This is a genomic window from Aeromonas molluscorum 848 (assembly GCF_000388115.1).
In the GTDB taxonomy this organism is placed as follows: domain Bacteria; phylum Pseudomonadota; class Gammaproteobacteria; order Enterobacterales; family Aeromonadaceae; genus Aeromonas; species Aeromonas molluscorum.
Window position 1 is genome coordinate 1 of record NZ_AQGQ01000043.1, and the last position, 24,364, is coordinate 24,364.

Consider the following 24,364-nt stretch of genomic DNA (forward strand, 5'->3'; position numbering starts at 1 on the left):
CGGCCGAGGCGGCCACCTGGATTGCGCTCAATGATAATGCTCTGTGACTAGGGGTCGGATGACCCACGCTTGCCCTGCTCACAATAGACCGGATCGCATCCCACTGGTGGATCTGTCCTCTGTTTGTCTTTGTCTACTGACAAGCTGAATCGTTTCACTTACACTCAGACTGAATCGTTTCAGCTATTTGATCAAGTCCCCGCACTTCACCTTGTTCAATGATATGATCCGGCGCACACTTTTCGAGTCAGAACAGGGTCAGGAGGGCGGGATATTGTTACCGGAGAGAGCCAAACAAGACAGGGCCAACAAGATGAAACTGGATGAAGTGGCAGCCCTCGCTGGTGTCTCGCGCACCACGGCCAGCTATGTGATCAACGGCAAGGCCGATCAGCACCGCATCAGTCAGGCGACCCGTGACAAGGTGATGGCCGTGGTCGATGCCCACAACTATAGACCCGACAGTCGCGCCGCCTCCTTGCGTGGCGGCCAGACCCGAACCCTGGGTTTCATACTGCCGGATCTGGAAAACGCCAGTTATGCCAAACTGGCCAAGCGGCTCGAGCAAGGTGCCCGTGCCCGTGGCTACCAATTGCTTATCGTCTGCTCGGAAGATGAGCCGGATACCGAGAAGGCGCTGTGCGACATGCTGGTAAGTCGCCATGTGGATGCCTTGCTGGTGGCAAGTTGCCTGTCGCCGGAAGATCCCTGGTATCAGACCAAGCAGGCCAGTGGCACCCAGATCATTGCCATCGATCGGACCATGGCGCCGGAACACTTCATCAGTGTGGCCAGTGAGAACCGCAAGGCATGCGAGGAGCTGACCGCTTCCCTGCTCCAGCCAGACCTTGCCCACATCGCCTTGATCACCGCACTACCGAGCCTGACGATCAGTCAGGAGCGCCGGCTCGGTTTCTTGCAAGCCCTTGCGGGGTGCAATGCCCAGTATCATCTGTGCGAGGGACTGCACTTCTCCCGCGCCGAAGGCTATCGGCTGATCAGTACCCTGCATCATGAGCTGGGCGCCCTGCCCCCGGCCCTGGTGACCACCTCCTACATCCTGATGGAAGGGGTACTCGATTATCTGATCGAGCAAGAGGCAGACATGAGCCAACTTGCCATGGCTACCTTCGGTGACGATCGCCTGCTCGATTTCATGCCCTTTGGCATCAACTCCCTGCCCCAACGCCATGACGAGCTGGCGGCCTTGGCACTGGATCTGGCCTTCCAGGCCATCACCGGCGACTATCGCAGCGGCCTGCACCATATAGCCCGCAGCCTCAAACGCCGCCGCTGACCCCCTCTGCCCCGAGCAAACCCAAACCGCCCTCGGGTTTGCTCTCCCTTGATCAGATCCCCTCTTTACCGGATGGCAAGCGCCCAACGCTTGCTGCCGGTCAGGCCACCCCATCCCCCCAGTAATCACTGACTTCATCACTGCCGAATTTCTCACCACCCCAGCCATCACTGTCAGCATTTATTTCCAGTTAATAGCGAAAAGAATTACACATCCACCTATTTCGGGCTTGTTTACCCCATTTTGATCCGTTAGCTTGGCAATCTCTTTTTACAAACGACAGGTTTTGAGTACAGATGCGTCTACTTCGATATTGCTAGCCTTCGGATCGGACCCGAAGGCGCACCACCCTGTTTTGCTCCAAGCCGCCCGCGCGGCCTTGTTATCCTCAATATCGGATTGGACTCATGAATACCAAGACTCTCGGATGTACCCTGCTCATCGCCGGTACCACCATAGGCGCCGGCATGCTGGCGCTGCCCCTTGCCTCTTCCTCTCTGGGTGGCCCCGCCACCCTGGCATTGATGTTGGGGCTATGGGCCCTGATGGCCTTCACCGCCATGCTGCAAGTCGAAGCCAGCCTCAGTACTGGCAAGTGGTATCTTCACCAGTTGGCGGCTCAGCTACTCGGCCCCTGGGGCAAGCGCGTCGCCTCCTTCTGCATCCTGATGCTGTTCTACTCCCTGGCCAGCGCCTATATCAGCGGCGGCAGTAGCCTGCTGGTGCAAGCACTGGCTGATGTGGGTATCTCCTTCAGCCAAGGTCAGGCCGCCTGGGCCTTCACTCTGCTGTTTGGCGGCATGGTCTGCATCGGCACCAAACAGGTGGATTACCTCAACCGGCTGATGTTCGCCGTGAAACTGGTGATCATGGTGGCAGTGCTGGCGCTGCTCTTGCCCCGCGCCGAAGGGCAGCACCTGCTCTCCCTGCCCCTCGGCCAGGGCTTGCTGCTGGCGGGCCTGCCGGTCATCTTCACCTCATTCGGCTTTCACGGCTCCATCCCGAGTGTGATGCTCTATCTCGGCGATTGTCCCAAGCGACTGCGCCGGGTGTTCGTGTGGGGCTCTGCCCTGCCGCTGATCCTCTATGTCTTGTGGCAAGTGGCCATCCTGGGCCTGCTCGGCCAGCAGAGCCTGCTGGACAATGGCGGCGCGCTGGATGGCCTGCTGGCCCAGATAGGCCACCTGGTCAACTGGCCCCTGTTCAACCAGGCCATGCACCTCTTTGCCGATCTGGCGCTGGCCACCTCTTTCCTCGGCGTGACCCTGGGACTGTTTGATTTCATGGCCAAGGTGAGCAAGCGCGATGACAACGCCAGCGGTCGCCTGCAGACCGGGCTTATCACCTTCGTGCCACCGCTGCTGTTTGCGCTCTACTTCCCGCAGGGCTTCATCATGGCTCTGGGTTACGCTGCCATTGCCCTGGCCATACTGGCGGTACTGCTGCCGGTGGCGCTGGTGTGGCAGAGCCGCAAGCAAGCCGAGCCGCACCACTACCGCGCGCCAGGTGGCGTGCTGGCGCTGGGTGTCGCCGGTGCCATGGGGGTATTGATCGTCGGGGTGCAGCTGAGCGTCAGCCTGGGGCTGTTACCCGCCCTCTAAGCCCTCCCCATGATGAACTGCAAAAAGCCCCGCCAACGCTGTTGGCGGGGCTTTTTCACTCCTGATAACCTCTGGTGTCCAGCATGATGCGGGGACAGACAAGGCGGGCTCAGGCCAGGATGGCGTATCAAGCGAATTGCCTATTGGGGCGCCGCTCTTCAGTCCCGCTTCACACTCCCTTCACTCGACCATGACAGGCTGGCGCCTCTTCCAGGACCACGAGAGAATATGATGATGAAACTGGCGGCGCTGTTCACGGCACTCGGTGTAATCTCCCTCATCACCTTTCACCTGCTTGGCTCATTCGTGGACAGCCAGGGTTACCTGCATGAGCCGTTCGGCCTGCTGCCCATCGGCTACCTGTTCATTTTCATGGGGATACTGCTCGCCCTCTTCGGTGCACTCAGGGCATTTTGCAGGCAGCGGCGCATGAAGCGGATAAGCCCCCATCTGAAGCAACATGCAAACCATGCCGAGCCTAGGCTGAAACTCTAGGCCCCGATGAACCGCAAATACAAAAAAGCCCCGCCAGATTGGCAGGGCTTTTTATATCAACCTGTGAGCTAGGGAGGGATCCCCTCACCCATTTACTGGTTGTGGCTGGCGCGACGGGGGCGACGAGCCTGGGCCGGTTTGCCTGCACCATCGGCCGGACGTTGTCCGCCCTGCGGCTTGGGCTTGCCACTGCTGCCGGTGCTAGCACCGCCGGAGCGACCACCGCCATTGCCGGAACGACCGGCGCCTTGACGCTGCTGAGGACGCGGCGCACGGCGCTCTTCGCTCGGATCGCGCGGCTCTTTGCGCAGCGGCGCGCCAATGCCGCGGGCGATGTTGTCGAGGGTCTCGCGGGAGGCTTCAAAACCGGCAACCTGCTCGCAGGGAATGTTCTGCTTGGTCAGACGCTCGATGGCCTTGATGAGCTTGCCTTCATCGGCAGCAACCAGGGAGATGGCGTGACCGGTGGCGCCAGCACGGCCAGTACGGCCGATACGGTGCACATAGTCTTCCGCCACGTTGGGCAGCTCGAAGTTGACCACTTGCGGCAACTTGTCGATGTCCAGACCACGGGCGGCGATGTCGGTCGCAACCAGCACCTTGACGTTGCCATCCTTGAAACCGGCCAGGGCACGGGTACGGGCGCCCTGGCTCTTGTTGCCATGGATGGCGGCGGCGCTGACGCCGTTCTTGTCCAGAGTCTCGGCGACACGGTTGGCCATGTGCTTGGTACGGGTGAATACCAATACCTGCTGCCAATCGTTGCTGGTGACCAGGTGGCTCAGCAGACCAATTTTGTTGGCCTTGTCGCAGGGGTGAACCAGCTGCTCGATACGCTCGGCGGTGCTGTTGCGCGGTGCCACTTCGATGACAGCCGGGTTGTTGAGCAGGCCGGTGGCCAGCTCGCGGATCTCTTCGGCGAAGGTCGCTGAGAACAACAGGTTCTGACGCTGCTTGGGCATCAGGGCCAGGATCTTGCGGATGTCACGGATGAAGCCCATGTCGAGCATGCGGTCCGCTTCGTCCAGCACCAGTATCTCGACTTCATCAAAACGCACGGCGCCCTGATTGTAGAGATCCATCAGGCGACCCGGGCAGGCAACCAGCACGTCCAGACCACGGCGAGTCGCCATCATCTGCGGGTTGATGCTGACGCCACCAAAGACGACGTGGCTACGGATCGGCAAGTGCTTGCCGTAGTTGCGCACGCTCTCGCCCACCTGGGCGGCAAGTTCGCGAGTCGGGGTCAGCACCAGGGCGCGGATCCGGTTCGGCGACACTTTGCGCTTGCTCTCGGTCAGACGTTGCAGCATCGGCAGGGTAAAGCCTGCGGTCTTGCCGGTCCCGGTTTGGCCGCCGCCATCAGGTCACGGCCAGCCAGTACGGCCGGGATCGCTTGCAGCTGAATGGGGGACGGGGTGTCGTAGCCTTGTTCGGCAACGGCACGGAGCAAAGGCTCGGCCAGACCGAGGGAAGTAAAACTCATAGTTACCTGCTAGGGATTTGGGGCGCCGGGGATTTGTGGTGGGGCTCCTCTGCCGAGCCGATGCCATCTCACAAGAACTGGGCCTATTGAGAAAACAACGATTTTCCCCGGGGAGCAGAGCAAAGGGGAAAGAATAGAGGCCGCAGTCTAGCGGAGTTGACGTCCCGAGACGAGAGAAATGTGACAACTATCGCAACATGATTAAAAAACGGAGCCAATCACATCGGCCGCTAAGTCTGCGGCTCTGTCACCCTGTTGAGGGTGCACGTCGATGTTTGTCCTGCAACTCATGGGCCCGATGTACGCCTCGCCGCGGCCCCCAACCGGCCATGGACTCGAGTCCTCATCAACAGCCCAAAAAAACAGGCAGCCAAGGCTGCCTGTTTCGCATCGACTGCCACTTGCATCAGCGCAGTTGCGGGGTCGCGGTATGGACGCCGGCGTTCTGGGCGCGGTGGCGCAGCAGGTGATCCATCAGCACCAAGGCCAGCATGGCCTCGGCGATGGGCACGGCGCGGATGCCAACACAAGGGTCGTGGCGACCCTTGGTGATCATCTCTGTGGCCTCGCCGCGAGTATTGATGGTTTTGCCCGGCACAGTGATGCTGGAGGTAGGTTTGAGCGCCATGCTCACCACTATCTCCTGACCTGACGAGATGCCGCCAAGGATGCCACCCGCATGGTTGCTGGCAAAACCGGTCGGGGTCATCTCGTCGCGATGCTCGGAGCCTTTTTGCTCCACCACCGCAAAACCGTCGCCGATCTCGACCCCTTTCACCGCATTGATGCCCATCATGGCATGGGCGATGTCGGCATCGAGCCGGTCGAACACCGGCTCGCCGAGGCCCACCGGGACATTGGTCGCCATCACCTGCACCTTGGCGCCTATGCTGTTGCCCTCTTTTTTCAGGGCACGCATGTACTCATCAAGGGCCTCGAGCTTGCCCTCATCCGGGAAGAAGAAGGGGTTTTGCTCTATCTGCTCCCGATCGAAGGCCTCGGCCTTGATGGGGCCGAGCTGGGAGAGAAAGCCGATGATCTCGATGCCATGCATCTGCTTGAGGTACTTCTTGGCAATGGCGCCGGCCGCGACCCGCATGGCGGTCTCGCGGGCCGAGGAGCGGCCGCCGCCGCGGTAGTCGCGCTGGCCGAACTTCTGGTGATAGGTGTAGTCGGCATGACCCGGGCGGAACAGGTCCTGGATATCCGAGTAATCCTTGGAGCGCTGATCGGTGTTCTCGATCAGCAGACCGATGGAAGTCCCCGTGGTCTTGCCCTCGAACACCCCGGCGAGGATCTTCACCTCGTCCGCTTCGCGGCGCTGGGTGGTGTAGCGGGAGGTGCCAGGCTTACGCCTGTCCAGATCGATTTGCAGATCCGCTTCGCTTATCTCAAGCCCGGGCGGGCAGCCATCGACCACGGCGCCCAGCGCCGGGCCATGGCTCTCACCGAAGGTGGAGACCCGAAAGAGTTGGCCAAAACTGTTCCCTGCCATCTGTGCTCCTTAGTTCTTGTAAATCGCGAAATGAGGCTGGTATTGCTCAAGCTCAGCCTTGGTCATCACGAAGACGCCATGGCCGCCATTTTCGAACTCGACCCAGGTAAAAGGCACCTCGGGGAACTGGTTCTCCAGATGGATCATGCTGTTGCCCACCTCGACCACCAGCACGCCATTGTCTTTGAGGAAATCGGCGGCATGAGCCAGCAGACGCTTGGTCAGCTTGAGGCCATCGGAGCCGGAGGCCAGCGCCAGCTCGGGCTCATGACGGAACTCGTCCGGCAGATCCGACATGTCTTCGGAGTCGACATAAGGCGGGTTGGAGACGATGAGATCGTACTTGTCACCGGCCGGCAAGTCCCGGAACAGGTCGGAGCGGATCGGGATGACCTGCTGCTCGAGGCCATGATCGGAGATATTGCGCTCGGCCACATTGAGGGCCTCGACGCTGATGTCGATGGCATCCACTTCCGCATGGGGGAACTCGTGGGCCATGATGATGGCGATGCAGCCGGAACCTGTGCAAAGATCCATGATCCGGGTCGGCTCTTCTTTCAAGAAGGGCTCGAAACGATTGGCCACCAGCTCGGAGATGGGAGAGCGCGGGATCAATACCCGCTCATCCACGTAGAACTCCCAACCGGCATACCAAGCCTTGTTGGTCAGGTAGGCCGCAGGCACCCGCTCCTGTACCCGGCGGATGATGAGCTCGGCGATGCGATGGCGCTCGGTCGGGGTCAGACGGGAGTGGCGCATGCCCGGATCCACGTCCGGCGGCAGATGCAACGCAGGCAGTACCAGCTGCACGGCTTCATCCCAGGCGTTGTCCGTGCCATGACCGTAGAAGATACCGGCGTCGTTGAAACGACTCATAGCCCAGCGCAACATGTCCTGGATGGTGTGCATTTCGGCAACCACCTCGTCGATAAATATCTTGTCCAAATCCACCTCCAAGTCGAGTAATATCCGGCCCGAGCATTCTTATATAGCGAGCAAGACGAGTACCTGATGAAAAAAACGCCTTCACTGACAGACGATGAAAGCCAGCTGTTCCGCGATGCGATAAAAGGTACCCGGAAAATCAAGCAAGATACCTTAAGGGCCGAGTTGCGCCCGGTCAAGCAGAAACGCGAAATGCGTGAGAGCCGCGAAATGCTTGGGGTTGGCCACTTTTTCAGCGATGAATATCAGCCCCATCTGGACGAAGAGGGGCCGACTCGATATGTGCGCGAAGATGTGTCGAAATTTGAGCTGAAAAAGCTCAAACGCGGCCTCTATCCGCCGGAGATCTACCTGGACTTGCATGGCATGAATCAGAATCAGGCCAAGCAAGAGCTCGCCGCCCTGCTCAGCCTGTGCCAAAAAGAGAACATACATGTCGCCTCCGTCATGCACGGTATTGGCAAACACATTCTCAAGCAGCGCATCCCAAGCTGGCTGGCCCAGCACCCCAATGTGCGCGCCTTCCACCAGGCCCCCCGGGAGTGGGGTGGTGACAGCGCCATTCTGGTGTTGCTGGAGATTGAAGAGTAAAGCCGCGCCCCTGCCCTTTGCAAATGGCCCTGATGTTCGGAGCTCTTGTCCCATTTCAAGCCGTCATATATCCCCAGCTCAGCCCTCGTTGATAGACAAACCCTCACCAGCGGCCTTCGGATAAATGACGCCCCGATGCCTGATGACGTCGGGGGATGCAGGATAGCGATGAGACAGGGGGCGCCCGCCAAGCCCTGATTGACACAGCCCAGCAGAGATAGGGAGCGCGCTATCCTTGTGCCAGATAGTGCGCCACCAACGCATTGGCATGGCCATGACCCAGGTCGTGCTCGGTTTTGAGCCAGGCCACCAGGGCCATGTGCTGCTTCTCATCCCGTCCGGCCAGCAAGGCCAACCAATGGCTGACCGGTTGGCCATATCTCTGCTCGATGGCCGGGAAATAAGAAGCTGGCCCCTTCGCCTTGTGCTGTTCATCCATCTTGTCCTCCTTGGATCATGGCGCCGTCCCTACGGCTTGTTCATATCAACGAGTCGGTGCCTCAGGCCTTGGGAGCAAACTGCTCGAATACCTCTTGCCCGGTGAGGGTCGGCGTGTCGTTTTTCAGTGCGTAGAAGCCCGGTTTTTCATCGATGAAGATCTGGCAGGTCAGCTCAAAGCTCTGCTCCTGGAACAGACCGGCGGGCAGTATGTATTCCCCGGTGGGCAACAGATGATAGAAAAGGTGGGTGCCACAGGTCGGGCAGAAGCCGCGCTCCGCCCACTCGGATGAGCGATAAGCGACGGGAGTCAGCCCCTTGAATGTGACGCCAGTGCCGCCATGTACCGCGAACATCGGCCCCCCTGACCAGCGCCGGCACATGGCGCAGTGGCACAAGCTGACTTCCTGCTGTTCGTCGCTCGAAACGGCTATTCCACCACACAGACAACGTCCTTGCATAAAACCTCCATTAACTGTCTTCGGGGCCGGCCCATTGCCGACATCCTATGCCCTTTACCACGCAACGCTCTGCATCACCACTGACCAGACGGTGCCACATTGCCCCTTTGCTACCTTGAATATGCGAACGCAAGCCGGGCCACGCCTTGGCAAGCCATGGCCCTTTTGACAAGCGGGAACCCCATAGCCAACCCGCACGCCATTGTGGTGGCCATGCCGAACAATCGATAGAGGGAGACTAGTGCCTCCCTCATGCTATTTCATCTGGAAACCTAATCCCTTAGCTGGCAGGCACAGACGCCCATGGGCCGCCTTTGCTCGGCTCATCCCCTTGCGTCCACCACTTCGCCTGATAAGTGACCCCCTGATGACTCACCTTGTCACCGGCGTTATAGACCTTGGCGGCTTCCCAGGCGGGCACACCGCCAACCGGTGGCGTGGTGGGGTCTGTCGGAAGGGGGGCCAGCTCGCTCACTATGCGCACCTTGGGCCAACCGGCATGGGAGCCATAGAAGTTGGTCACGCATTTTTGGTAATCCCCCGGTACCAGAGCGGAGTAAGCGGTCTGAAAACCGACCAGCTCACACTCGAATGAGTAGCCGCCCGGTCTGTCCGCGTAGTATTTCCAGTTGCCATCCCAGTTGGTATAGAGCACATCGGTGGCGCCATTGAGGTTCAGGCTGCCATAGGGGGTCTGCTGCCAGCAGGTATTCTTCTCATCACTCGGCACCGGGATCTGGTAATGGGCAGCCAACCCTTCCCAATAGCGGATGCGGTTGACCGGCTGGCCTTTCGTCTTGTTCTGCTCGCCGCACTCTATGCCGCCATTGATGACATTGATGGTGGTTCCAAAGCCGTAGCCAATTCCCGCATCCTGCTCGCATTGCGAGGGTACCCAAGTGCGATCTATCACATGCAGCATGGCCGGTTTGGGGGCTTGCGGGGTGAGGAAGAACCAGATGGCGGAGGCCAGATTCAGCCAGGAGTCGGCAACCAGCCCCGGGTTGTTGAGCAGCACCGAGGCATCGCCATCAAACATCACCTCAGAGAAGGCGCCATAGTTGAAGTGATATGAGAGCTGCTTGGCCCCCCTGCCGAAGTAGCCCTGACCGGTGGCGCAAGGCCATTTCCTGTTTTGCCAGTCATCCTGGCCACAGCCCGTGGTATAGCCGAGTTGCCCCTCGGACCAGCCCATTTCGCGCACATGGACCAGGGCCTGCTGCCACTCCTCCAAAGCCTGCGGGTTGTCGGAGAGGTTCTCCTTGGCGATATGGCCCCCCGTCTCCTGGGAGAAGTGGGCGAAGGCGGTGATGATGGATTTCTTGCAGATCGCATCCGCATTGCGGCCATCCGTGTATTCACCGCAAAAAGCCGGGAACTTGCCAACCGCCCGCAAGAAGCGAAGATAGCTGTATTCCGGTGCCGCCATCTGGGTCAGAAAATCCCATTCGGACTCGGGGAACACACGCTCGACCCGTTTGACGTTATCGGGATTGCTCGCATCTCGTGGAAAAATCGCATCCACCACAGTGTTGGAGCGGGTGGCCAGCGCCTGGGACCAGAGTGCGTACATGGGATTGGCCGTCTTGGCCTGTGCCACCGCAGCCACGTCGGCGGCGGCAATCACGTAGCCCCCCGCATTGTCAGGATCGGGCTGGATATTCATGACGGCATGACTTGGGAAGGCACAGGCCGCAGCCACTAACCCTGCACAATGCTTGAGCTTCAACATGGGTAACAATCCTTGTCTCTGGGTGAAATTTCACCCAGAGCATAGGCTGTCCAACAACTAAATTTACAGAGAAAATTAAGAAAGGTTGTCAATGTGTGAGCCATTTCACTCTGCGATACGCCCCCATGATCCCGACCACGCCTTCCAGTCCATTGCGCTGGCGCCCCCCTCCCGGCTCCTGCCTGACAGCAGACGGTTTGTGTGATCACAAAAGGGATAAAACTGTAGATCATGGTGATGAGGGCAATCCAGAAGCAGCCCTCATGTAGGATGAAATCCCAGGGAGATTGGGGGTTGGCAGTCAGTTCAGAAACCGCCATCAACGATCAAGCACGTACCGCGCGGATCAGGATGTTGCGCGGCGTCATGGGTTTGGCGCAAAATTCCCCCACTTCGACCCTATAGCCCCGCTCTTGCAAGAAGAGGGCGCGATCCAGGGCAAGCCAGATCTCGAGCGGGCGCCGAAACAGGTGGCGAACCAGCTCCATGCGGGCAACATCCCCATAACGTGCCTCCCCCTGGCCGAGGAAATCAAGGTAGTTGATGGCCTCCGGCAGCACTATGCCCTTGCGTTCGGCGGCCCAGCGGCAGAAGGCCTCGAAGCTGTCGGCCAGCAGGCTCTTCTGGATGTTTGGAACCGGCAGATACTCATCCACACCACGCACCTGGCGTTGCAGGCAGTCAAAGCCCAGCCGCCACACCACTTCCAGCTCACGCAACCGGGCGATGCGGGCACCGCTGGTGACCGTCTCTTGCAGCGGCAGGCGCAAATCGGCCTTGGCCAGTCTGAGGGCGCTATGCTGGGCGGCTTGCGAGAGGGGGCGATAATCGCTGCCCCGGATCAGGTGATAGCAGCAAGGTGAGATGGAGACACCGCTGGCACCGCGCTCAACCACGCCCTCAAGCAGATGGGTGTGCAGCTCGCCACAGGCATGCAGCGCCATGGCATGGTGTTCGGGGGCAATGAGCGCAGCCGACTCGACAGCGAAAGCATCGGCCTCGATGAAGTGCATCCGGGCGCCATCGCGCATCGCTAGCACCCGGCCCGCCTCACACAGCTGACCCTGCAGCTCCAGGCTGGTTATCTCGGCACTGCGATGCACCGAGACCAGCCTACCCAAGTGGCCCTTGCCGGCACACCACTCCAGATAGGGCCCTTGATGGGGGGGGAGACACCCGGTAAAAGCCTCTATTTGAGTCTGTTTTCGCCCCGGCATGTGCAGTGCCATCCCCTTGCCACAATCGATGGGCTCGGGTTCGAATCTCACCAGCTCGCTCAAGTCATGCAGCTCGGCTCCACCTGGGATCCAGGGTGCCAGCAACGTGGCCAGTGCCGCCATGTCGCCATCGAGCCGATTGATCTCCCCTAGACTCAGGTCATTGAGCAAGGCGGCCAGATCGGGTGCCTGCCCGGCAAAGGCCAGGGTCAGATGGTGATAGGGCTGATATTGCCACCAGGAACGGGAAGCCGTCAGCAGGTGATCGAGGCGTTCAAAACGTTGGGCCAGCACAGGAGTCTCGGGGTCGGGAGGCGAAAAGAGGGCGTCATTGTAACGACCTTGCCAAAAATAGCACCCGCCATCATGGCAGGATCTGCGCAACGAAAGAGGGGCTCAAGGCCCCTCTTCTTACTCAATTGGCGACTACCTTAGAACGGCAGCTTCATACCAGGAGGCAGTTGCATGCCGCCGGTGATCTCGCCCATCTTGCTCTTGTTCTGCTCTTCGACCCGGCGTACGGCGTCGTTACAGGCGGCCGCAACCAGATCTTCCAGCAGCTCCTTGTCATCTTCCATCAAGGAAGGGTCAATCTCGATGCGGCGTACGCTATGGCTGCCGGTCATGGTGACCTTGACCATGCCAGCGCCCGCTTCCCCTGTCACTTCCAGCAGGGCCAGCTGCTCTTGCATCTTCTGCATGCGCTCTTGCATCTGTTGGGCCTGTTTCATCAGGTTACCCATTCCACCTTTACCAAACATATGTCGTCTCTCGCGTTGAAATCCGGCGACCTGGCCGGGCGTTAGGCTCGTCTGTCCTAGATGGGGACGGCCGAGCGGCATTTCAAGCGGGGAGTCAGGCCCCCCGCACCATATTCAGCGATTGAGGGGCTCGATACTGTCCATATGAAGCTCCGCACCAAACCGCTGACGTAAAAACTGTATATTGGGATCCTGCTCCAGATCCCGTTTCACCTGCTCGCGCACCCCAAGATAGAGGCGCTGCTCTATCTCAAGGGGCGTCTCCTGGTCAGGAACCGTGCCCAGGGTCACCTCGACTTGCACTTCGCCACCGAGCTCCGGACCTATGATGGCGGCAAGCTCCATCAGGGCCCGATCGCTGACCAGGTGGCGCTGCTCGGGCTTGAGGGTCAACAGAACCCGCGACCCCGCTTGCACCATCACCCCATTGATGGCGAGCTGACGCAAACGCCCCCCCACTCGAGTGCGCGCAATCAGCTCGCTCCAGGGATCGCCGCAGTTGTCGAGCAAGGTCGCGGGGATGAGCCGACCAGGTTCGTCTCCCGGCGCTTCCTGAGCCTGATTACTCTCAATGGAGTCCCAATCTATGGTTTCAAGCACAGGGGGCGCAGCCACCTCATCCTGGACTTGCAGCCCATCGACCGAAGCCAGGGCTCCCTGAGCGACAGGCAAGCTGGCTGGCTGAGCCCCGTTGGGCGACGATGAACCGACAGCAGCATGAGCGATGGGTTGCTGGATACCGGTCGAGGGGCCTTGCGGATCCCAGGGCGGCAGAGCGTCGTCCAGGCTCACACTGGCAGCGCGAGCCGTGTTGGTGCTGTCGGCGCGGCTCGGAGGCGTGGCCACAGCTTGCGCCCCCTGGGCCAGATACTCTTGATAATCCCGCTGATTGTCTTCCTCTTCATCATGATCAGGCTGCGTATCGTAGGACCAGTCGCCCGGGAAAGAAGAAGCAGGCGACACCATGGCAGCCTGGACAGACGCAGGCCCGGCCTGGGAAGCGGCCGCCGGTTGACTGGCGGCGGATGGGGCAGCGGACACAGCCGCCTGCCCGGCCCCGGGCCGGGGACCACTTTGCGCTCTCGCAGTGGAGCGCGGCGCGGCATCCGCATCAGAGGCACGCAGGCGACTGCGCAGCATGTTGCGCGTACCAAGCAGGCTCATGATGCCGCCGCCACTGCCACTTGCCTCCTCTGGAGCCGGCGCCGCTCCTTGAGCGGCGACGGGATGAGCCTCCACAGGCTCGGCCATCTCCTCGGCAATGTGCTGGCTGGTTAGCAGGTCTGCGGGGCTGGCAGCATCGAAACCAGAGGGCTGGCGCTCGCCCACAGGGGCCGGATGTGGCTGATAGCCCATCTGATCCGCGGCCTGCAGCAACGCCTCCTGTTCGGCAAAGAGCGGGGAGAGTCCAGGTTCAAGCAACTCATCGTCATTTGGCTCGGAGAGTGACGCCGAAGCCGGGGCCGGTGCAAGATCCGGGGCCTTCTCAGTCTCACCGGCGACGCCGTTCTGGCTGTTCACCACCCCGGCTCCAGATTGAAGGTCTACCTGTTCAGCCTGGGATGCCGGCGTAGGAACACCCCGCGGAGCAGATGCAGGTTCAGTGCCCTGGGGTGTTAGCGCTGACGACGTGGCCGACCCCTGGGGCTTTCCCAACCCCAGGGGGCGGCCCCCTGCCCCGCCGGGTTCGGCAAGGCACCCAGGCTTGCCGGATGGAGCTGGGCTCTGCGCGGCGAGAAGGCCAGCATGCGCAAGCAAGTCATCTCAAGGGCTGTGCGACCATCAGGCGCCCAGGGCAAGTCCTTGCGCCCCCCCAGCACTATCTGGTAGCAGAGTTGCACCTCTTCCGGACTCATGGCCCCGGCCAGTTGCAGCAAGGCATCCGCATCCGCCCCCTGCTCCTGGACGCTGGCAGGCAGCAACTGCGCCATGGCGATGCGATGCAGCAAGGCTTCCAGCTCGGCGTGCAGCTGATCGAAATCCGGCCCCAGGGTGGCGACTTCACTGATTTTGGCCATGGTGGCAGGCGCATCCTGACGCAGGACCGCCTCGAGCAGCTGGTGCAGATGATGATGATCAAGGGTGCCCAGCATGGTCAGTACGCTGTCGAGCAGCACACTGCCGTTGCCGTGGGCCAGCGCCTGATCGGTCAGACTGAGGGCATCGCGCATGCTACCATCGGCCGCCTTGGCCAGGGCCAGCAAGGCACGAGGTTCAAACGGCTGCCCTCCTGATCCAGCACCCACTCCAGCTGCTTGGCGATCTGGCTCTGATCCAGACTCTTGAGATGGAACTGCAAACAGCGGGAGAGGATGGTGATCGGCAGCTTCTGCGGATCCGTGGTGGCCAGCAGGAACTTCACATAGGGGGGCGGCTCTTCCAGGGTTTTCAGCAAGGCATTGAAGCTGTGGCGCGACAACATGTGCACCTCATCGATGAGGTAGACCTTGAAGCGGCCGCGGGCCGGGCGGTACTGCACGTTGTCGAGCAGTTCGCGGGTGTCTTCCACCTTGGTGCGCGACGCCGCATCTATTTCCAGCAGATCGACGAAGTTGCCCTGATCAATCTCTTTGCAGGTGCTGCAGACGCCGCAAGGGGTGCTGCTGATCCCTTGTTCACAATTGAGGCTCTTGGCCAGAATGCGGGCGATCGTGGTCTTGCCGACGCCACGAGTACCGCTGAGCAGATAGGCATGGTGCAGGCGGCCCTGATCCAGGGCATTGGTCAGGGCGGTCAGCACATGTTGCTGGCCCACCACTTGCTCGAATGTATGGGGGCGCCATTTACGCGCCAGAACCTGATAGCTCATAGAACCTTTGGATGCAGGGAAGACAAGGCATTGAGGCAGAATGCTAACACAAATGGCGGGGGGGCTGTAACGGCGATGGCGCCAAGTTGCGGCAAAGTCTGGGATAACTGACTGAAATTCAACCCGATAGCCGAACGAGCAGCCTATCTGGCAGGGTTCAGGCGATCTGTTGCCATCGTTCCTGTCGACATGGGCATCGGGACTCATGCCCATGGCACTCATAAAAACAGGGAGCCCGACTCGGCGCGGCTCCCTGTTTCACTCACATGGCCAGTGCCGCTTACTCGCCGGCCAGTTCGACCAGTGAGATCACCTTGATACCGGCCGCAGTCAGGCGGGCATCGCCACCCAGCGATGGCAGGGAGATGATGAAGGCCGCGTCGGCTACCTCACCGCCAGCACGGCGGATAAGTTTGACGGTCGCATCGACGGTGCCGCCGGTGGCCAGCAGATCGTCCACAACCAGCACCTTGTCACCGGGTACGATGGCATCGGTGTGCAGTTGCAGGGTATCGGTACCGTATTCCAGCGCATAGGACTCTTCAATCACGGCACGGGGCAACTTGCCCGGTTTGCGAACGGGTACAAAGCCCAGTCCCATGGCAAACGCGACTGGCGCACCGAAGATGAAACCGCGGGCCTCGGTACCGACAATCTTGGTGATCCCCTGATCGCGATAATGTTCCGCCAGCAGATCGATGGTGGCCTTGAAGGCCTCGGCGTTCTCAATCAGGCTGGTAATGTCGCGAAACAGGATGCCCGGCTTCGGATAGTCGGGGATGGTCTTGATGCTAGCTTCGATAAATTTCAGAATGTCCGGATTCATTATATGACCGCTTATTTTTTGACCCGGGTCCGGTACTTGAGACCTGTTCCTCGGGAAAACAAAAAGGCCCATCGTGCAACGGGTGCAAAAACGACAGGCCAACTCCATAGCATTATTGCCGCAGTAGCTTAGGCACTTCACTTCTTCATTGCAACTGGCTCCAGCACGGGCAGACGCATTAACCAGCCAAGCAGTATCACCAGGATGGCAAGCAACAATCCGCGGACCCAGATCATCGGGGTGATGGCCAACGAGACCGAGAAGCTTATCAGGATGAAGATAATGGCGCGCCGCCGCGCATCCCGGCGAATGCCCCTGTGATCCTGCCAGTCCCTGATGGGCGGGCCAAACCAGGGATGATGCAACAGCCAGTGATGAAAGCGCGGTGACGAGCGGGCAAACAGGGCGGCTGCCAACAACATGAAGGGAGTACAGGGCAGCAGGGGCAATACCAGACCGAGCAGGCCAGTCACAAAACTGAGCCAACCCAGGCAAAACAACAACCAGGATTTCATGCGCGCTCGCCTCGCTACCATGGGATCTTGACTCAAGGGGCTATCCTAGCAGACCCGACCCCGACACAGATAGACCATCGACGCGGCAAGGCCGTCTTGTCCTGGCTGCTGTTTTTGTGCGCCACCGATACCTCGATGACCATGCCGAAGCTGACAGCCGGAGGCGTTGCCACTACAATCTGGCGTCCTTTTCAGCCCTTGCCTTTGGAAAACCGGTTATGCGCGTAATTTTGGCCCCCATGCAGGGCGTGCTCGATCACCTGATGCGGGAGGTGCTCACCTCGGTCAACGACTATGACCTCTGCGTCAGCGAATTTGTGCGCGTGGTGGATCAGTTGCTGCCGGCCAAGGTGTTCCATCGGCTCGCGCCCGAGCTCAAGCAGGGGGGCAAGACCCGCGCCGGCACACCGGTACGGGTACAGCTCCTGGGCCAGCATCCAGAATGGTTGGCCGAGAATGCGCTGCGCGCCGTGCACCTTGGCTCCCCCGGAGTCGATCTCAACGTTCGGCTGCCCCGCTCCCACGGTCAACAAAAGCAAGGGCGGGGCTGTGCTGCTCAAGGAGCCGGAAGCCGTCTATCGCATCGTCAAGGCGGTGCGCGACGCGGTGCCCGCCCATCTGCCGGTCAGCGCCAAAATAAGGTTGGGTTACGACGACAAAGCGCTCTATCTGGAGAATGCCCAGGCGGTCTATCAGGCCGGGGCCAATGAGCTGGCAGTGCATGCCCGCACCAAGCGGGAAGGCTATCGCCCCCCCGCCCACTGGGATTATGTGGATGCGATTCGCCGCGCCCTGCCCATTCCGGTGACCGCCAACGGCGAGATCTGGGATAGGCAGGATGCCCTCACCTGCGCCCAGGTATCCGGTTGTGACAGTCTGATGGTGGGTCGCGGCGCCATCTCCCTGCCCAATCTGGCCAACGTCATGAAGACCGGCTGCGCCCACATGAGCTGGGCCGAGGCCCTGCGGCTCATGGTGAGCTACACGGAGCAGGATCTCGCCGGCGAGAAGGCCGACTACTACCCGAGCCGCATCAAGCAGTGGTTCTCCTACCTCAAGCGCGAATATCCCCAGGCCGATCTCTTGTTCACCGACATCCGGATACTCAAGAGTGCAGAGGAGATCCGCTCCCGTCTGCTGCAAGAGAGCGACAGCCACCCATAACCCCCTCCCCTTGGAGGTAATTCCCCTCTCCTGCCTGCGCCTTGCGGGCGGGAAAGGGGCAGAACCCGTCATTTACTTGACGCATGTCATCTTGACTCTCCTATCGACTCCCTATACTGCCCTCACTCTATAACCGTCTGTTGGGGGCATCTGTGTGTGAAATGACGCAAGCTCAGCTGGCGGGCTGGCGAGATCGCCTGCTCGCCGACTGGGCACGAATTAGAGAGGAGCTGATAGGTCAGCTCAAGGCAAGCCGCCAGGGAGACTGGGCCGAACAGGCCAGTCATTGTGAACGGGATCAACTGGTGGATCTGACCAGCCGGCTGGATCTGCCGCAAGTAGAACAAAATGTGACGGCGCTCAAGCGGATCGACGCGACCCTCTGCCAGATAGAGTTGGGGCTGTTCGGACTCTGCTCCGATTGCGAGGAGCCGCTGACCTTGGCCCAGTTGGAGCTAGATCCAACGCTGCAACGCTGCCCGCGCTGCGAGCTGCGTTATCGCAAGGGTTTCCACGGCCACGAACTGTAACCCGCTGCGGGTCCCAACCCCGCCTGTCGCATCGACCAAAGAGTTCGAACGACACACCCCATCAGCGTCAAATAAAACGGGCCCCTGCCAAAACAGGGGCCCGTTTTCTATCCGTCAAGGCAGGAGAGGCTCCGCCAGCACGGCGCCTGCTACCCCATCATTGGGCCAGCAGGTGACCGACCAGCTCATGACGCCAGCCTTGCAGCAGCATCGGCTTGGGCCCACGCGCCCGCTCCTCTGCGCTCATGCGCCAGCTCCAGGTAAAGTACTGGTGGATGGTCTTCTTGCTGGCCACCAGCTCCGGGGGAATATTGCTGGCCTTGGCCTTCTCTTCCACCAGGGCCTTGATGCGCTTGAGCTCCGCCTTATACTGGGGATAATCCACCAGACGGCGGATGGGCTCCGGCCACCCTTCGGGATCGCTCTGCTGGGCCGACGCCACTATGTCGAGCAGCCGCTTGCCATGGATCTTGATCTCGATCGGCGAGAGTTCCAGCTCGTTGAGCTCGCGCAGTGAGGTCGGACGGCGCTCGGCCACCTTGAACAAGTGCAGCTCCTTGACCACGAAGTTCAGGGCCAAATCGCGGCGGGCCGCCTCTTTCTGGCGCCAGGCTGCAAGCTCACGCAAGATCGCCAGCTCGCGCCGGCCCAGTTGCCAGCCATTGATGATCTCGAGATAAGCCTGATAGGGATCGCTCGCCTGGCTTCTGCGGGCACAGTGGTTCTGGCACTCCTCCTCGAACCAGGCAAACTTACCGCTCTCGTGCAGCTTGGCCATCACGGTGTCATAGAGCGGCATCAGATAGAGCACATCCGCCGCCGCGTATTCGAGCTGGCGCTCGGTCAGCGGGCGGGCCAGCCAGTCGGTGCGAGCCTGATCCTTGACCAGTTCCACCCCGAGAAAATCCTTGGCCAGGGCGCCAAACCCAACGGAGACCCCATAACCCAGAAATGCAGTGGCAAGCTGGGTGTCATGGACGCGGTTGGGCAGATGACCAGCCTGGTGCTGAATGAGTTCGAGATCTTCCCCGGCGGCATGGAGGATGGAGACCTGGCCATCCTGGCCCAGACGCTCCCACAGGGGGCTGAGATCCAGGGTCAGGGGATCGAGCAGAGCCAGCTGATGACCATCAAAGATTTGAAAGAGACCAAGTTGGGGATAGTAGGTGCGGGTGCGCACGAATTCGGTATCGATGGCGAGTGGCACCTGGGCCAGAGTGGCGAGGTAGGCTTCCAGATCGGCTTGCTGTGAAATGAGTTGATATTGCATCTTTGCCTGCATCTTGTCGGTTGGCCCAAACGAAAAAACCGTGGTGTGACCCACGGTTTCGCATCGGCCAGGATAGGTTACTGCTTGGCGATTTCCTCGTCGCGCAACACGCGGCGCAGGATCTTGCCCACATTGGTCTTGGGCAGTTCGTCGCGAAATTCTACCAGCTTAGGCACTTTATAGGCAGTAAGATGTTGACGGCAATGGGCAATAACTTCCTCCTCGGTCAGCTTGGGATCCTTTCTGACCACAAACACTTTCACCAGCTCGCCGGACACCTTGTGAGGCACACCGACCGCCGCCACTTCCAGCACCTTGGGATTGAGCGCCACCACGTCTTCAATCTCGTTGGGATACACGTTGAAGCCCGACACCAGGATCATGTCCTTCTTGCGATCGACGATCTTGAAGAAACCCTGCTCGTCGCACACAGCTATGTCCCCGGTGCAGAGCCAGTCATCTTGCATCACCTCGGCGGTGGCCTCGGGACGCTGCCAGTAACCTGTCATCACCTGGGGACCGCGTACCTGCATCTCCCCCGGTGTATTCAGGGCATGGATAGGCTGTCCGGCATCATTCACCAGACGAATGTCGGTAGAGCAGACCGGCAGGCCGATGGAGCCGTTGTAGTCGGTCAGATCGTAAGGACAGACGCTGACCAGGGGTGAGCATTCGGTCAGGCCATAGCCCTCCAGCAGCGGCGTGTCCGTCATGGTCTTCCACTGCTCGGCCACCGCCCGCTGTACCGCCATGCCGCCGCCTATGGTCAGGGTGAGCTTGCTGAAGTCCATGCTCTGGAACTCGTCATTGTTGACCAGGGCATTGAACAGGGTGTTGACCCCTGTGATGCAGGTAAAGGGGTACTTCTTGATCTCTTTGACAAACCCCGGAATATCGCGCGGGTTGCTGATGAGCAGGTTGTAGCCCCCAAGGCGCATGAACAGCAGGCAGTTCACCGTGAGTGCAAAGACGTGATAGAGCGGCAGGGCCGTGACCACGAACTCCTTGCCACGCTGCAGCACCGGGCCATAGACCCCGAGGCACTGCTCGACGTTGGCAATCATGTTGCGGTGGGTCAGCATGGCGCCTTTGGAGAGACCGGTCGTGCCGCCGGTGTATTGCAGGAAGGCGATCTCTTCCCCATGGATCTCGGGCTTGATGTATTGCAGGAAGCGGCCCTTGGCCAGGGCGTGGCGCATGGTACTGGCATGGGGCAGATTGTATTTCGGCACCAGCTTCTTGACGTATTTCACCACGAAGTTGACTAGCGTTCCCTTGGCTAGCCCCAGATTGTCCCCCATCCGGGTCAAGATCACGTGCTTGATGGGGGTGTCGTAGACCACCTTCTCCAGGGTGTGGGCGAAGTTGGAGACGATGACGATGGCCTTGGCACCCGAATCCTTGAGCTGGTGTTCGAGCTCGCGCGGGGTATAGAGGGGGTTGACGTTCACCACTATCATGCCGGCGCGCAGTATGCCAAACACGGCGATGGGGTACTGCAACAGGTTCGGCATCATGACCGCGACCCTGTCACCCTTCTCCAGCTTCAGCTCGTGCTGCAGATAAGCAGCAAAGGCGCGGGACTGCTCCTCGAGCCGGCGATAGGTGATGGTCTGGCCCATGTTGACGAAGGCGGGCTGGTCGGCAAATTCGTTCACCGAGGCTTCAAACATCTCGACCAGGGAGCCGTAGATATCGGGATTGATCTCGGCTGGCACGCCCTCTGGATAGCGCTTTAGCCAAATTTTCTCGGCCGATGCGACTGTCGGCTCGGCCTGCGGCGGCACCATGGCTTGCTCATGCTCATCCATATCGACTGACTCTGTGGTCAGATCGGACTGCTGCGGCATGATGTTCTCATGCTCATCTTTATGCTCATGCATAACTCGCACCTGTGCGCTCACTGTGTTGCCCCTATCCCTGTCCACGTTCATTTTCAATCATTTGTTTTGAGCTCAAGCTCTAATGTCGGACATCTTTACATACGACAATAGAAATTAACAGCCACTTAACAAGTGCGAAGTGTGAGGGACGAAGCAAACCTGAAAGATTGAAAGCGGGAGATTCTAGCGAATTTGACAAAATTTTTCGATAGCAATGGCGGTTTGTACGGGATTATCCATATGGAAATGGTGATTGCCCGCCACCCATTGCCGCTGAATGTCATTGAAACATCCCTGGCGGGCCTGCCATTGTGCCGTCAACTGAGGGAAGCCCTGCTCCCCTTGAATGAACAACACAGGGCAAGGGATAGCCGCCATCAGCACCCTCGCCTGCCCCTCGCTCATGCGCAAGGGCGACAGATCCCGCAACCTGGGGTCGCTGCGCCAATGCAGCCTGGCTGCGCGGGAAACCAGTTGCCGCTCACAGATAAGCTGCGCCGCCTCGGGGGAGATGTCGGCCACCTTGCAGCGCGCCGCCACCGCCTCCTCTAGGCTGGCAAAACCCAGGTTCGCCCGCGCCCGGGTGCGAGAACGATTGAGAATGGCGCGCCGGATCTGTTCGGGAACGGTATCATCGGGCTGGCTGAGCGGTCCCAGCCCCTCCAGCATGATGACCCGCGTGACCTTTTCCGGGAAGACACCGGCATAGGCCGAGACGATCAAGGCACCCAGAGAGTGCCCGAGCAGCGTGATCTGTTGCCAACCTCCCGCCACAATGATCTGATGCAGATCGTCTAGCCAGTCAATGAAGACATAGGAGGACGATTTGTGATCCGAATGACCATGACCCGGCAGATCAACGCAGATCAAGTGAACGCCATCAAGATGGGGAGCAAGGGGCAAAAAGCTGGCTGCGTTGTCGAGCCAGCCATGCAAGGCCAACAGCAGGGGCTGGCCAGGCTGGCCGGATTCCAGATAGGCAACCAGGCGACCATCGGCCAGCCGTAACTGCCCCTCTCTCATCAAATTGCCCATTAAGGCTCCCTCATCCATGGGCTTGCATCACCAGTGGCGCATTGGCCGACGTGGCCAGAAGGGATCGTAGAAAGGGTCGCTAAAGTAGGGATCCATGTAGCGCACCTCCACCTCTTTGATGGGTGGCCACAGTTTACTGCCGCTCACCCTGATCACCGAAAATTCATATTTGTGATCGCCTATCTTGCTCTCAACCGGTTTGTCCAGGGTACCGAGCACCGTCAGGCTGCGCCCCTTGGCATAGAGGGTAGGATCGACAAAGCCCTGCATCACCGCCAGGAAGCGGCCCGGGCTCTGCTCGGTCTGCTCGGGCACACCGTTAGACTTGAGAGGCAGATAAACCACCTCGACCAGGCTGCGATCCTGCTCATTATGCACTGCGGCGATGACACCACTCCAGCGGGCCGGCTTGCCATCCAGGCCCTTCAGGGCAGGTCGATAGGCGACCAGATCCGCCTGAGGTTCGTAGGCCAGCTCCTTGGGCACCAAGCTGCACCCGGCCAGCAGCAGACCAGCCAGGCCCAGCAGCATACTTTTTTGCAACAGCAGGCACTTATTCATATCCCTCTCCTTTGACCTGGCTTCACGACAGACCCGACTCATTCCCGTCCAGGCAGCTTCTTCCAGGTGACTTTGTCTCTCAGATATACGGGGGTCGCCTGCTCAGGAGCGACGGCGCTGCCAGCCAGCCAGGCGGCTTTGGCCAGGGGCAGCATGTCCTGGGCTGCCGGCAGGCGGGCCGCCGGACAGGGCCTCAGTTCATCGGCCAGACCGCTCAGGAGATCAGCATAGGTCTCGAACCCTGTACCCGTGCTAAACCAGAGACCGGAAAGGGTCTCTGCTTGCGCCACGGCCTCTGGCCCAGTGACCTGCTCTTCGCCGTCCAATACCATGAGGCCATCTTGCAGCAGATAGCGGCCAAGATAGATCTCCCCCATGCGGGCATCGATGGCGCTGACTACCCGCTCGGCCCCATCCAGGCGATAAGCGCCCTGAGCCATGGCAGCCAAGGTCGAGATACCAATCAGCGGCACACCAGCACCAAAGGCCAGTCCCTGCGCCACGCCAACCCCGATCCGCACCCCGGTGAATGAGCCGGGACCACGGCCAAATGCAATGGCATCGAGCTCGCTCAAGGTTATCCCGGCTTCATCGAGCAGGGCCTGCACCATGGGCAGTATCTTTTTGGTGTGATCTCGCGGCGCCTCTTCCCAACGGGCATAGACGGACTCTCCGACCTGCAAGGCGGCGGAGCAGGCTTCGGTGGCGGTATCGAGGGCCAGGATCTTCAACTCGTTCATTCGCAACTCTTCTCTAAAAGGCATCATTGAAACAGATCGGTCGGGGCCGAGTCCGGACTCGCCGCCTCGGCCAAACCGCTAAAAAACTCGCCCAGGCAATCCAGATCCCGGGTCCGGGGGATGGCAGGCAGGCTCTTGATAAAAGTGGCGCCATAGGGCTTGTTGACCATGCGGGGATCACAGATGACCAGAACGCCGTGATCACGGCGATCACGTATGAGCCGCCCGACCCCCTGCTTGAGCGCTATCACCGCCTTGGGCAGCTGGATATCGGCAAAGGGATCACCCCCCGTTGAGCTTGCAGTCGTCGACCCGCGCCTTGAGCAGGGGATCATCCGGACTCGCAAACGGCAGCTTGTCGATGATAACACAGGAGAGCGCCGCCCCTCTGACGTCTATCCCCTCCCAGAAGCTGCTGGTCGCCACCAGCACGGCGCGACCATTCTCGACAAAGGTCGAGACGCAGCCGCTGTTTGTTGTCTTCCCCTTGCAGCAAGACGGTACGGCCTATC

The 24,364-nt window shown here is 60.2% G+C and carries 19 protein-coding genes and 4 pseudogenes; 6 read left to right on the top strand and 17 right to left on the bottom strand.

Features of this window, described 5'->3' with window-relative positions; genetic code table 11:
* The first annotated feature begins 313 nt into the window (after window positions 1-313).
* From cra to G113_RS08375, 3 genes are all read left to right on the top strand, one after another.
* Window positions 314-1,297 carry a catabolite repressor/activator gene (cra, locus tag G113_RS08365; RefSeq protein WP_040319051.1) on the top strand — a complete coding sequence of 328 codons (984 nt, stop codon included), beginning with the start codon at window positions 314-316 and terminating at the stop codon, window positions 1,295-1,297.
* 407 nt (window positions 1,298-1,704) lie between these two features.
* Window positions 1,705-2,898, top strand: a complete 1,194-nt coding sequence (locus G113_RS08370; RefSeq protein WP_005898814.1) for an aromatic amino acid transport family protein — start codon at window positions 1,705-1,707, stop codon at window positions 2,896-2,898.
* A 228-nt stretch (window positions 2,899-3,126) separates the two neighbouring features.
* Entirely contained in the window at window positions 3,127-3,393 is a 267-nt protein-coding gene (locus G113_RS08375) for a DUF3955 domain-containing protein (RefSeq protein ID WP_005898815.1), read from the top strand.
* A 92-nt stretch (window positions 3,394-3,485) separates the two neighbouring features.
* Here the strand turns inward: G113_RS08375 and G113_RS08380 are convergent.
* The 3 genes and pseudogenes from G113_RS08380 to prmB form a co-directional block, all read right to left on the bottom strand.
* A pseudogene (locus G113_RS08380) lies at window positions 3,486-4,879 on the bottom strand (DEAD/DEAH box helicase).
* Window positions 4,880-5,285: 406 nt separating this feature from the next.
* On the bottom strand, window positions 5,286-6,374 hold the full coding sequence (gene aroC / locus G113_RS08385) for a chorismate synthase (RefSeq protein ID WP_005898817.1): 1,089 nt from the start codon (window positions 6,372-6,374) through the stop codon (window positions 5,286-5,288).
* Between the two features lie 9 nt (window positions 6,375-6,383).
* Window positions 6,384-7,319 carry a 50S ribosomal protein L3 N(5)-glutamine methyltransferase gene (prmB, locus tag G113_RS08390; RefSeq protein ID WP_005898818.1) on the bottom strand — a complete coding sequence of 312 codons (936 nt, stop codon included), beginning with the start codon at window positions 7,317-7,319 and terminating at the stop codon, window positions 6,384-6,386.
* A gap of 66 nt (window positions 7,320-7,385) precedes the next feature.
* On the opposite strand from prmB, the gene smrB reads away from it, so the two are divergent.
* The gene (smrB, locus tag G113_RS08395) at window positions 7,386-7,910 is read left to right on the top strand and encodes an endonuclease SmrB (protein ID WP_005898819.1); all 525 of its coding nucleotides are present in this window, start codon (window positions 7,386-7,388) and stop codon (window positions 7,908-7,910) included.
* 229 nt (window positions 7,911-8,139) lie between these two features.
* Here smrB and G113_RS08400 read toward each other — a convergent pair whose 3' ends face one another.
* The 8 genes and pseudogenes from G113_RS08400 to G113_RS08440 form a co-directional block, all read right to left on the bottom strand.
* Window positions 8,140-8,349 (bottom strand): DUF4287 domain-containing protein, encoded by a 210-nt coding sequence (locus G113_RS08400; protein WP_005898820.1) that lies wholly within the window; start codon window positions 8,347-8,349, stop codon window positions 8,140-8,142.
* A gap of 61 nt (window positions 8,350-8,410) precedes the next feature.
* Window positions 8,411-8,809: a GFA family protein gene (locus G113_RS08405; protein WP_040319047.1), complete on the bottom strand. Its 399-nt coding sequence runs from the start codon at window positions 8,807-8,809 to the stop codon at window positions 8,411-8,413.
* A gap of 280 nt (window positions 8,810-9,089) precedes the next feature.
* Entirely contained in the window at window positions 9,090-10,541 is a 1,452-nt protein-coding gene (locus tag G113_RS08410; protein WP_005898822.1) for a chitinase, read from the bottom strand.
* Between the two features lie 326 nt (window positions 10,542-10,867).
* Window positions 10,868-12,052 carry a methyltransferase gene (locus tag G113_RS08415; RefSeq protein ID WP_040319048.1) on the bottom strand — a complete coding sequence of 395 codons (1,185 nt, stop codon included), beginning with the start codon at window positions 12,050-12,052 and terminating at the stop codon, window positions 10,868-10,870.
* Between the two features lie 137 nt (window positions 12,053-12,189).
* Complete coding sequence (locus G113_RS08420; protein WP_005898824.1) at window positions 12,190-12,519, bottom strand: YbaB/EbfC family nucleoid-associated protein; 330 nt, start codon at window positions 12,517-12,519, stop codon at window positions 12,190-12,192.
* A 114-nt stretch (window positions 12,520-12,633) separates the two neighbouring features.
* Window positions 12,634-15,328, bottom strand: a pseudogene (dnaX, locus tag G113_RS21615) (DNA polymerase III subunit gamma/tau).
* A 280-nt stretch (window positions 15,329-15,608) separates the two neighbouring features.
* On the bottom strand, window positions 15,609-16,154 hold the full coding sequence (gene apt / locus G113_RS08435) for an adenine phosphoribosyltransferase (RefSeq protein WP_005898825.1): 546 nt from the start codon (window positions 16,152-16,154) through the stop codon (window positions 15,609-15,611).
* A 137-nt stretch (window positions 16,155-16,291) separates the two neighbouring features.
* On the bottom strand, window positions 16,292-16,669 hold the full coding sequence (locus tag G113_RS08440; protein WP_005898826.1) for a YbaN family protein: 378 nt from the start codon (window positions 16,667-16,669) through the stop codon (window positions 16,292-16,294).
* A 218-nt stretch (window positions 16,670-16,887) separates the two neighbouring features.
* On the opposite strand from G113_RS08440, the pseudogene dusC reads away from it, so the two are divergent.
* Window positions 16,888-17,833 (top strand): annotated as a pseudogene (gene dusC, locus G113_RS08445) (tRNA dihydrouridine(16) synthase DusC).
* 161 nt (window positions 17,834-17,994) lie between these two features.
* Window positions 17,995-18,363 carry a hypothetical protein gene (locus G113_RS08450; protein ID WP_005898827.1) on the top strand — a complete coding sequence of 123 codons (369 nt, stop codon included), beginning with the start codon at window positions 17,995-17,997 and terminating at the stop codon, window positions 18,361-18,363.
* Between the two features lie 157 nt (window positions 18,364-18,520).
* On the opposite strand, the gene rnd is transcribed toward G113_RS08450, so the two are convergent.
* The 6 genes and pseudogenes from rnd to G113_RS20525 form a co-directional block, all read right to left on the bottom strand.
* The gene (gene rnd, locus G113_RS08455) at window positions 18,521-19,633 is read right to left on the bottom strand and encodes a ribonuclease D (protein WP_005898828.1); all 1,113 of its coding nucleotides are present in this window, start codon (window positions 19,631-19,633) and stop codon (window positions 18,521-18,523) included.
* Window positions 19,634-19,710: 77 nt separating this feature from the next.
* Window positions 19,711-21,423 carry a long-chain-fatty-acid--CoA ligase FadD gene (fadD, locus tag G113_RS08460; RefSeq protein ID WP_152435994.1) on the bottom strand — a complete coding sequence of 571 codons (1,713 nt, stop codon included), beginning with the start codon at window positions 21,421-21,423 and terminating at the stop codon, window positions 19,711-19,713.
* A 276-nt stretch (window positions 21,424-21,699) separates the two neighbouring features.
* Window positions 21,700-22,551: an alpha/beta fold hydrolase gene (locus G113_RS08465; protein ID WP_005898830.1), complete on the bottom strand. Its 852-nt coding sequence runs from the start codon at window positions 22,549-22,551 to the stop codon at window positions 21,700-21,702.
* A 27-nt stretch (window positions 22,552-22,578) separates the two neighbouring features.
* On the bottom strand, window positions 22,579-23,112 hold the full coding sequence (locus G113_RS08470; protein ID WP_005898831.1) for a Slp family lipoprotein: 534 nt from the start codon (window positions 23,110-23,112) through the stop codon (window positions 22,579-22,581).
* Between the two features lie 38 nt (window positions 23,113-23,150).
* Window positions 23,151-23,852 (bottom strand): tRNA (adenosine(37)-N6)-threonylcarbamoyltransferase complex dimerization subunit type 1 TsaB, encoded by a 702-nt coding sequence (gene tsaB / locus G113_RS08475; RefSeq protein ID WP_005898832.1) that lies wholly within the window; start codon window positions 23,850-23,852, stop codon window positions 23,151-23,153.
* Between the two features lie 23 nt (window positions 23,853-23,875).
* Window positions 23,876-24,364: pseudogene (locus G113_RS20525) on the bottom strand (ATP-dependent DNA helicase); the annotation flags it as partial.